Origin of the sequence: Anoxybacillus flavithermus (assembly GCF_002742685.1) — a bacterium.
GTDB lineage: Bacteria > Bacillota > Bacilli > Bacillales > Anoxybacillaceae > Anoxybacillus > Anoxybacillus flavithermus_E.
In genome coordinates this window covers 111,693-121,271 of the sequence record NZ_PEDM01000003.1, presented here as the reverse complement: position 1 = coordinate 121,271, position 9,579 = coordinate 111,693, and the positions used below count along the sequence as shown (strand labels likewise).

Sequence of the window (9,579 nt, the reverse complement as noted above, 5' to 3'; positions counted from 1 at the left end):
ACCGTACGTACGGTGGTGTGAGAGGACGGAGGTTAATCACCTCCTCCTACTCGATTATCGAAGGGTGAGGAGGCAAACGATGAACAAAAAAACAATGGCAGCATTGATGGTGTTATCGATGTTGTTCGGTTCGGGTGTGACGTATGTCGGGATGCAGTCGCTTTCTTCCGATGCGTCAACGATGACGATCAACATCCCCACAACAACGGAGAAGCCATCGAACGAAGAATTACAAAAAATTGAACAAGCATACAGCATGATTAAACAAAAATACGTTCATGATGTCGATGACAAACAGCTCATCGACGGGGCGATTCAAGGAATGATTGCGACACTAAAAGACCCATATTCCGTTTATATGGATAAAGAAACAGCGGAACGATTTAACGAGTCGCTCGATTCTTCTTTCGAAGGAATTGGGGCGGAAGTAAGCATGGTCGACGGCAAAGTGACGATCGTTGCCCCATTTAAAGGATCGCCAGCGGAAAAAGCAGGGCTTCGTCCGAACGATCAAATTATGAAAGTCAATGGCGAAAGTTTAGAAGGGCTTGATTTATATGAAGCGGTACTAAAAATTCGCGGGAAAAAAGGAACGATTGCCCGTTTAGAAGTCGTTCGACCGGGAGTAAGCGGCGTATTGACGATTGAAGTCGTGCGCGACGAAATCCCGATTGAAACGGTATATGCATCCATCAAACAAGCAAACGGCAAGCAAATTGGCTATATTGAAATTACATCATTTGCGGAAAAAACGGCCGAAGATTTTAAAAAGAAGTTAGCGGAATTTGAGGAAAAAGGCATTGCAGGGTTGATCATCGACGTGCGCGGCAATCCGGGTGGCTATTTACAAAGTGTGGAAGATATTTTGAAAGAGCTTGTGCCAAAAGATAAACCGTACGTGCAAATTGAAGAACGCGATGGTGATAAGCAACAGTTCTTCTCAAACATGACGAAGAAAAAAGAGTATCCGATCGTTGTACTCATAGATAACGGCAGCGCTTCAGCGTCAGAAATTTTAGCGGCGGCGTTAAAAGAAGCGGGCGGGTATATGCTCGTTGGTGAAAAAACGTTTGGAAAAGGAACAGTTCAACAAGCGTTGCCAATGAATGACGGAAGCCATATTAAATTAACGTTATACAAGTGGTTGACTCCAAATGGAAACTGGATTCATGAAAAAGGAATTGAACCAGATGTTAAAGTGAAACAGCCTGACTTTTTCTATGCGCATCCGCTTCAAATTGATCAGCCGTTGACATACGACATGAATAATGAGCAAGTGAAAAGCGCGCAACAAATGTTAAAAGGCCTCGGTTTTGACCCAGGCCGTGAAGATGGTTACTTTAGCAAACAAACAGAACAAGCGGTTCAATCGTTCCAAAAAGCAAACGGCTTACAAGCGACAGGAAAAATTGATAAACAAACGGCTGATGTATTGCAAACAAAAGTGATGGCAGCCGTTCGCGACGAACGATACGATGAACAATTGAAAAAAGCGTTACAACTCATTGGAAAGTAAACAAACTCCCCCTCGCCTTCATAGGCAGGGGGAGTTTTTATAAAAAGAAGCTGATAATGCCGCGTCGTTTTTGTTTTGTTGGTTGTTCGATGATCGGTTCGGTTTGTTTTTGCCGTTCAAGTTCAGCAATACGTTGTTCGAGCTGTTGCATATAGTGGAGCATTTCTTCCATTTCGCGTCGATGTTGCAGCAATTGAAAAGAGACGACGTCATCTGCTTTTTGATCGATTTTTCGTTCCAGTTCGTGTAATCGTTGTTCTACTTCTTCCCACTCAGCATGTTCTTTTTCTTCTTCATCGATAACGAGAAACTTATATTTTTCTAATTGTTCGATCGCTTCGTTCGTAAATACGTAATGACCTGCTTCGTTTTTTGTGCATGGAATGTTATATTTTTTCACCCATCGTTGTACCGTTTTTGTCGATACCCCAAGCCGCTTCGCCACCGCGCTCGTTTTTAACTCCATCGTTCCACGCTCCTTCCGAATGATATATGAACAAACAGTTAGACATTTTTCATGAAATTCCTTGTTTGTTGACAAAACTAGTGTTCATTCGGCAAAGAAAGTGAATTTTCGTCAACCATAAACGTTTGAAATTTGTTACAATACAAAATAGACGATCGGAAAAAATGGAGTTGATAGAAATGGAATGGGGATTTGCGTGGTTGAAAGGATTTGGAACGTTTTGGATGCAACCGTTACTATATTATGCCATTATATTTGCGTGGTTTGTTGGCTGGCGTCGCGTGCAACGTGAAAGACGAGATTTTTATACGCGCGTCTATCGAACATCGCGTGAGTGGCGTGCCCTTATTCGCTCGCGCAGCTGGTTCGCGCTCATTTTTTCGCTTGTGACTGTTGGGGCTGGGGTTGTTCTCCCGAATGATACGCTCGTCTTTTGGGCAATGGTGACGATCGTATGCAGTTTTTTCATGCAGCTTCGGTTGTTGTCGGCTGCATATGTCGGAAGCATCGTCATATTTACCGTTAGTTTTTTTGCGCAAACAGAGTGGGCGCAGCCGTTTTTTGCGCGTTTTTTCCCACATGTTGTAGAAACGAGTGTAACTGCCTTAGCACTTCTTATGGGGTTGCTTTTGTTTATTGAAACGTGGCTCATTTACCGTGAAGGAGCAGAGCTCAGCGCTCCGCGTCTTGTGACGAGTAAGCGAGGGCTTATGATCGGTGAGCAAGTTGTTCAACGGCTTTGGATCATTCCATTGATGATCCCTGTACTAGGAAATGATGTGCAATCGTTTGCTACTTGGTGGCCGATCATTTCAGGTGGTGATGCGTATTCTTTTGTGCTTGTACCGTTTTTACTCGGTTTTTCTCAACGCGTACAAACAGGAATGCCTGTTCATTTGACGAAATGGACAGCAAGGCGTATCGGTTGGTTAGCATCAGTTGTCAGTTTATTGGCCATCGGTAGTTATTGGTTGAAGCCACTCGCGATCGTTAGTGCTGTTGTGGCAATCGTATGGAGAGAATGGATCGCCTTATCAGCGAAGTTGTATGAACAAAAATTCCCGCCATATTTTACGAAGCGGACGAACGGACTTGTTATTCTCGGAGTGTTGCCTGACACGCCAGCACATAAAATGGCGCTTTCGGTTGGAGAAGTGATTGTTAAGGTCAACGGTACACCTGTGGCGACCGAAGATGAATTTTATGCGGCATTGCAACAAAATCGTGCATTTTGTAAGCTAGAAGTATTAAACGAGAGCGGGGAAGTTCGCTTTGCGCAAACGGCTTTATTTGAAGGGGAACATCATGAACTTGGACTGTTATTTGTAAGAGATGAGGGATAAATATGTGGTTTGTGTTAGCGCTAATTGTACCGGCGTTGCTAGTTATTTTGTTTACGCGTGTCACGTATAACCATTATGTCGGCACGTTGCTTACTGTTGCGTTGCTAGTGGCATCATATGTGAAAGGATATACCGATCAGTTGTACGAAGTGGTTGCTGATTTAGCGTCACTTATTGTCGGATTTTTATATGCGAAACAAATGGTTGAGAAACAAAAACAATCGTAAGGAGCTGACCCAAAAGGTCGCCTTTCTCCAAGGAAGATACAATATATAGTTTCGTGCGTATATATGGTTATAAGAAAGGGTGCCCCGTTACTTTTGGGACGCCCTCTTTTTCATAGAATATTTGTTCGTATTTTTCGCTTTTCGCTTTCGTTATGTGGTACAATACGAAGTAGAAATGAAGTGGAGGGAAGAATGTGGACGCCTTTCAATTAGTATCCGCCTATGAGCCGCAAGGTGATCAACCAAAAGCGATCGCGAAGCTTGTCGAAGGGATTCAACAAGGAAAAAAGCATCAGACGTTGTTAGGAGCAACAGGAACGGGCAAAACGTTTACAATTTCAAACGTTATTCAACAAGTGAATAAACCGACGTTAGTCATCGCCCATAATAAAACGCTAGCAGGGCAGTTATATAGCGAGTTTAAACAGTTTTTTCCTAATAACGCTGTTGAATATTTTGTTAGTTATTACGATTATTATCAGCCGGAAGCGTACGTGCCGCAGACGGATACGTACATTGAAAAAGATGCAAGCATTAACGATGAAATTGATAAATTGCGTCATTCCGCGACGTCTGCGTTATTTGAACGGCGAGACGTCATTATTATCGCCAGCGTTTCATGCATTTACGGCTTAGGTTCGCCTGAGGAATATCGCGAACTTGTCGTTTCGCTTCGTGTCGGTATGGAAATCGAGCGGGATCATTTGCTTCGCCGACTTGTCGACATTCAATACGAACGAAACGATATTGATTTCCGTCGGGGAACGTTTCGTGTACGCGGAGATGTCGTCGAAATTTTCCCTGCCTCACGCGATGAACATTGCATTCGCATTGAGTTTTTTGGTGATGAAATTGAGCGTATTCGTGAAGTAGATGCACTGACGGGGCATGTGATGGCGGAGCGAGAACATGTGGCGATTTTCCCAGCTTCGCACTTCGTCACGCGTGAAGAGAAAATGAAACTAGCCATTGAAAATATTGAAAAGGAGTTAGAAGAGCGGCTTCGCGAGTTGCGTGAGCAAGGGAAATTGCTTGAAGCGCAACGATTAGAACAACGGACGCGCTACGATATTGAAATGATGAAAGAAATGGGTTTTTGTTCAGGCATCGAAAACTATTCACGCCATTTGACGTTGCGTCCACCGGGTTCGACGCCTTATACATTATTAGATTATTTTCCTGACGATTTTTTAATTGTCATCGACGAATCGCATGTGACATTGCCGCAAATTCGCGGCATGTATAACGGGGACAAGGCGAGAAAGGAAGTGCTTGTTGAACATGGTTTCCGTTTGCCGTCAGCGTTAGATAATCGGCCGCTCATGTTTGAAGAGTTTGAACAAAAAGTGAATCAAGTCATTTACGTATCTGCCACACCAGGTCCATATGAGCTTGAACATTGTCCAGAAGTTGTCGAGCAAATTATTCGTCCGACAGGATTGTTAGACCCGACGATTGATGTGCGGCCGATTGCAGGACAAATTGACGATTTAGTCGATGAAATTCAAAAGCGCATCGCTCGCAAAGAACGGACGCTTGTGACGACGTTGACGAAAAAAATGGCGGAAGACTTAACCGATTATTTAAAAGATATCGGTATTCAAGTGGCGTATTTGCACTCGGAAATTAAGACGCTCGAACGCATTGAAATTATTCGCGATTTACGATTAGGCAAATACGATGTGCTCGTCGGCATTAACTTATTGCGAGAAGGGCTTGATATTCCAGAAGTGTCACTTGTCGCAATTTTAGATGCGGATAAAGAAGGGTTTTTACGTTCTGAACGCTCGCTTATTCAAACGATTGGACGAGCAGCGCGCAACGCCAACGGTCACGTCATTATGTATGCCGATACGATCACAAAGTCGATGGAAATTGCGATCAATGAAACGAAGCGACGTCGCGCCATTCAAGAAGCGTATAATCGCGAGCATGGCATCGTGCCAAAAACGATTCAAAAAGACATTCCAGATGTCATTCGTGCTACGTTTGCTGCGGAAGAAAAAGAAACGTATGAGACGAAAGATGTCCGTCATTTATCAAAAGAAGAGCGTCTTGCGCTCATCGCCAAACTCGAAGAAGAAATGAAAGAAGCAGCAAAAGCGCTTCATTTTGAACGTGCTGCTGAGCTGCGTGATCTCATTTTAGAATTGAAAGCTGAGGTGTAATCGATGGATCATATTGTCGTCAAAGGTGCACGAGCGCACAATTTAAAAGATATTGACGTCGTTATTCCGCGCAACAAACTTGTTGTGTTGACGGGGTTATCTGGCTCAGGAAAATCATCGCTTGCATTTGACACGATTTATGCAGAAGGACAGCGTCGATATGTCGAATCGCTGTCGGCATACGCTCGTCAATTTTTAGGGCAAATGGATAAGCCTGATGTCGATTCAATTGAAGGGTTGTCGCCTGCCATTTCGATTGACCAAAAAACAACGAGCCGGAACCCGCGATCAACAGTCGGAACGGTCACAGAAATTTACGATTATTTACGCTTACTGTTTGCACGCATTGGTCGCCCTGTTTGTCCGACACATCATATTGAAATTACATCGCAAACGATAGAACAAATGGTTGATCACTTAATGCAATATCCAGAACGGACGAAAATGCAAATTTTAGCCCCGATCGTCTCTGGACGAAAAGGGACGCATGTAAAGACGTTAGAGGAGATTAAAAAACAAGGGTATGTGCGCGTCCGAGTTGACGGGGAATTGCGCGATGTATCAGAAGACATCATACTTGAAAAAAATAAGAAGCATTCGATCGAAGTTGTCATTGATCGTATCATCATGAAAGAAGGCATCGAGTCGCGCCTTGCCGATTCACTTGAAACGGCGTTAAAGCTTGGAGAAGGCAAAGTGCTCGTTGATGTGATCGGACAAGAAGAATTGTTGTTTAGTGAACATCACGCTTGTCCGCACTGCGGTTTTTCGATCGGCGAACTAGAGCCGCGCCTATTTTCATTTAACAGCCCGTACGGCGCGTGCCCATCGTGTGACGGATTAGGAGCAAAACTGGAAGTCGATCTTGATTTAGTTATTCCAAATAAAGAGTTGACGCTTCGTGAGCATGCGCTCGCGCCATGGGAGCCGCAAAGCTCGCAATATTATCCGCAATTGTTAGAAGCGGTATGTCGCCATTACGGCATTGATATGGACGTGCCTGTGAAGCAATTGCCGAAAGAACAGCTCGATCTTTTATTGTACGGATCGAATGGGGAAAAAATATATTTTCGCTATGAAAATGACTTCGGTCACGTGCGCGAAACGTATGTGGAATTTGAAGGGGTCGTGCGCAACGTTGAACGTCGTTATCGTGAAACGACGTCCGATTACGTGCGTGAACAAATGGAAAAATATATGACCGAACAGCCGTGTCCGACGTGTCATGGCAACCGATTGAAAAAAGAAAGTTTAGCGGTTTTCGTCGGTGGCAAACATATTGGGGAAGTGACGGCGATGTCGGTTAACGAGGCGCTTACGTTTTTTGAAACGCTTCAGTTAACGGAAAAAGAGCGGAAAATCGCTCATTTAATTTTACGTGAAATTGTTGAACGACTCGGCTTTTTAAAAAATGTTGGGCTCGATTATTTAACGTTAAATCGTGCGGCAGGGACGCTTTCAGGCGGAGAAGCGCAACGCATTCGACTAGCGACGCAAATTGGCTCGCGGTTAACGGGTGTATTGTACGTATTGGATGAGCCGTCTATTGGTCTTCATCAGCGCGATAACGATCGGTTAATTGCGACGTTGCAAAGCATGCGCGACTTAGGGAACACGCTCATCGTCGTGGAGCACGATGAAGATACGATGCTTGCGGCAGATTATTTAATTGACATCGGACCGGGAGCAGGGGCGCACGGCGGACAAGTAGTATCCGCAGGCACACCTGAACAAGTGATGAACGATCCACATTCGTTAACCGGTCAATATTTATCTGGGAAAAAATTTATTCCGCTTCCTGTTGAACGAAGAAAGCCGGACGGCCGTTGGCTTGAAGTCATTGGTGCGCGCGAAAACAACTTGAAAAACGTCGATGTTCGCATTCCGCTCGGACTGTTTGTTGCGGTGACAGGCGTATCAGGTTCAGGAAAAAGTACGCTCATTAATGAAATTTTGCATAAAGCGTTAGCACAAAAGCTACATCACGCAAAAGTAAAACCGGGAGAGCATACGGACATTCGCGGCATTCATTATTTAGATAAAGTCATTGACATCGACCAGTCGCCAATCGGTCGGACGCCGCGCTCGAATCCTGCGACATATACGGGCGTTTTTGATGATATTCGCGATTTATTTGCGACGACGAACGAAGCGAAAATGCGCGGGTATCAAAAAGGACGGTTTAGTTTTAACGTCAGAGGTGGTCGCTGCGAAGCATGTCGCGGCGATGGCATTATTAAAATCGAAATGCATTTTTTGCCAGATGTATACGTGCCATGTGAAGTATGCCACGGGAAACGGTACAACCGCGAAACGTTGGAAGTGAAATATAAAGATAAAAATATCGCTGAAGTGCTCGATATGACAGTGGAAGAGGCGCTAACGTTTTTTGAAAACATCCCGAAAATTAAACGGAAATTGCAAACGTTATACGATGTCGGGCTCGGTTATATGCAACTCGGTCAGCCAGCTACGACGCTTTCTGGTGGCGAGGCGCAGCGGGTGAAGCTAGCATCTGAGTTGCATCGTCGCTCAACAGGAAGAACGTTATACATTTTGGACGAACCGACAACCGGTTTGCATGTGGATGATATTGCCCGTTTATTACATGTTTTGCAACGGCTTGTGGAACAAGGAGATACGGTACTTGTCATCGAGCACAATTTAGACGTCATTAAAACGGCAGACTATATTATTGATCTTGGACCAGAAGGCGGGGACGGAGGCGGACAAATCGTTGCGTCAGGTACGCCGGAGGAAGTTGCTCAAATCGAGCAGTCGTATACAGGACGATATTTACAACCGATTTTAGCGCGCGATCGCGAACGCATGCGCCAACGTATACCGAGCGTGTAATGTGCTCGGTTCTCGGTTTTTTTGTACGAAACTTTCCTTTTCAACAATCGTATGTATAAGCAAACAGGAAGGAGGGGATATGGATGGAAGGAAATAAGTTGCTTGCGGCGTTATGCTATTTCAGCGTATTTTTTGCCCCGTTTTTATTTCCAATCATCGTTTATTTTGTCACAAAACATGAACGAGTAAAAGGGCATGCGAAAAAATCGTTATTGTCTCATCTCATCCCTATTGCGATTGTGGTTGCTACGGGTGGCATGTTTATGATTTTCGCTATCGCAGGTGTGGACGGATGGATCGGCCTTCCGTTTATCGGGATCGTTGTTGGAGGCATTGTACATGTGATTGTCATTGTTTGGAATGTTATAAAAGGTATACAAGTGATACAGGAATCGGGAGGGATATATGAATGAAAAAGCTTGTAAGGCTTCGTCATCATCGCATGATTGCAGGTGTGTTAAGCGGATTAGCAGCTTATATGAATATGGACGCCACTGTTGTACGTTTATTGTTTGTCGCGCTATTATTAATTACTGGCATTATGCCGTTTGCGATTTTATACGCGCTTGCCGTATTCATTATTCCGGGCGAGGAGAACGTCATATGAGATGGCTTGTACGTATATTGATTAACGCTGTCTTGTTATTGGCGCTTGCTGGGTATTTTGATTCGATTTATTTATCAAGCGTTTGGGCAGCGCTCGTTGCAAGTATTCTTTTGTCTTTTCTTAATACGTTTGTTCGACCGCTACTTATTCTACTGACACTTCCTGTGACTGTATTGACGTTTGGGTTGTTTTTATTTGTCATTAACGCAATGACGCTAGCAATAACAGCTTCGCTCATGGGCAGTTCATTTGACATTGGCGGCTTTAGCAACGCGTTATTTGTATCGCTTGCGATCTCACTTTTTCATTTACTCATTGAGTCAGTACGAAAAGAAAAGTAAAACGTTCCGCTTTGTGCGTGGACGTTTTTATTTTGACGTGAAAGTGTTACAATGA

At 44.2% G+C, this 9,579-nt stretch carries 9 protein-coding genes; 8 read left to right on the top strand and 1 reads right to left on the bottom strand.

Annotated features, from left to right (window positions below):
• Nucleotides 1-79: 79 nt before the first annotated feature.
• Nucleotides 80-1,516, top strand: coding sequence for a S41 family peptidase (locus tag CS060_RS03445; protein ID WP_035049102.1), 1,437 nt, complete (start codon nucleotides 80-82; stop codon nucleotides 1,514-1,516).
• Nucleotides 1,517-1,553: 37 nt separating this feature from the next.
• On the opposite strand, the gene CS060_RS03440 is transcribed toward CS060_RS03445, so the two are convergent.
• On the bottom strand, nucleotides 1,554-1,982 hold the full coding sequence (locus CS060_RS03440) for a MerR family transcriptional regulator (RefSeq protein WP_035049104.1): 429 nt from the start codon (nucleotides 1,980-1,982) through the stop codon (nucleotides 1,554-1,556).
• A 179-nt stretch (nucleotides 1,983-2,161) separates the two neighbouring features.
• On the opposite strand from CS060_RS03440, the gene CS060_RS03435 reads away from it, so the two are divergent.
• The 7 genes from CS060_RS03435 to CS060_RS03405 all read left to right on the top strand — a co-directional run bounded on the left by CS060_RS03435 (nucleotide 2,162) and on the right by CS060_RS03405 (nucleotide 9,524).
• The gene (locus CS060_RS03435) at nucleotides 2,162-3,325 is read left to right on the top strand and encodes a PDZ domain-containing protein (protein ID WP_257211115.1); all 1,164 of its coding nucleotides are present in this window, start codon (nucleotides 2,162-2,164) and stop codon (nucleotides 3,323-3,325) included.
• Between the two features lie 2 nt (nucleotides 3,326-3,327).
• Nucleotides 3,328-3,552 (top strand): CsbA family protein, encoded by a 225-nt coding sequence (locus CS060_RS03430; protein ID WP_035049106.1) that lies wholly within the window; start codon nucleotides 3,328-3,330, stop codon nucleotides 3,550-3,552.
• A gap of 194 nt (nucleotides 3,553-3,746) precedes the next feature.
• Nucleotides 3,747-5,720 (top strand): excinuclease ABC subunit UvrB, encoded by a 1,974-nt coding sequence (gene uvrB / locus CS060_RS03425; RefSeq protein ID WP_035049107.1) that lies wholly within the window; start codon nucleotides 3,747-3,749, stop codon nucleotides 5,718-5,720.
• A 3-nt stretch (nucleotides 5,721-5,723) separates the two neighbouring features.
• On the top strand, nucleotides 5,724-8,576 hold the full coding sequence (gene uvrA, locus CS060_RS03420) for an excinuclease ABC subunit UvrA (RefSeq protein WP_035049109.1): 2,853 nt from the start codon (nucleotides 5,724-5,726) through the stop codon (nucleotides 8,574-8,576).
• 83 nt (nucleotides 8,577-8,659) lie between these two features.
• Nucleotides 8,660-8,989 carry a magnetosome magnetite crystal formation protein family gene (locus tag CS060_RS03415; RefSeq protein WP_035049111.1) on the top strand — a complete coding sequence of 110 codons (330 nt, stop codon included), beginning with the start codon at nucleotides 8,660-8,662 and terminating at the stop codon, nucleotides 8,987-8,989.
• Nucleotides 8,986-9,183, top strand: a complete 198-nt coding sequence (locus CS060_RS03410) for a PspC domain-containing protein (protein WP_035049113.1) — start codon at nucleotides 8,986-8,988, stop codon at nucleotides 9,181-9,183. The genes CS060_RS03415 and CS060_RS03410 overlap by 4 nt, the downstream gene beginning before the upstream one ends.
• Entirely contained in the window at nucleotides 9,180-9,524 is a 345-nt protein-coding gene (locus CS060_RS03405; protein WP_035049114.1) for a phage holin family protein, read from the top strand. The genes CS060_RS03410 and CS060_RS03405 overlap by 4 nt, the downstream gene beginning before the upstream one ends.
• Nucleotides 9,525-9,579 lie beyond the last annotated feature (55 nt).

Bases quoted from the DNA above. Each gene is read 5' to 3' on its own strand.
- CS060_RS03415 (WP_035049111.1), top strand. From the start codon at position 8,660: ATGGAAGGAAATAAGTTGCTTGCGGCGTTATGCTATTTCAGCGTATTT.
- CS060_RS03410 (WP_035049113.1), top strand. From the start codon at position 8,986: ATGAAAAAGCTTGTAAGGCTTCGTCATCATCGCATGATTGCAGGTGTG.
- CS060_RS03435 (WP_257211115.1), top strand. From the start codon at position 2,162: ATGGAATGGGGATTTGCGTGGTTGAAAGGATTTGGAACGTTTTGGATG.
- uvrA (WP_035049109.1), top strand. From the start codon at position 5,724: ATGGATCATATTGTCGTCAAAGGTGCACGAGCGCACAATTTAAAAGAT.
- CS060_RS03440 (WP_035049104.1), bottom strand. From the start codon at position 1,982: ATGGAGTTAAAAACGAGCGCGGTGGCGAAGCGGCTTGGGGTATCGACA.
- CS060_RS03405 (WP_035049114.1), top strand. From the start codon at position 9,180: ATGAGATGGCTTGTACGTATATTGATTAACGCTGTCTTGTTATTGGCG.
- CS060_RS03430 (WP_035049106.1), top strand. From the start codon at position 3,328: ATGTGGTTTGTGTTAGCGCTAATTGTACCGGCGTTGCTAGTTATTTTG.
- CS060_RS03445 (WP_035049102.1), top strand. From the start codon at position 80: ATGAACAAAAAAACAATGGCAGCATTGATGGTGTTATCGATGTTGTTC.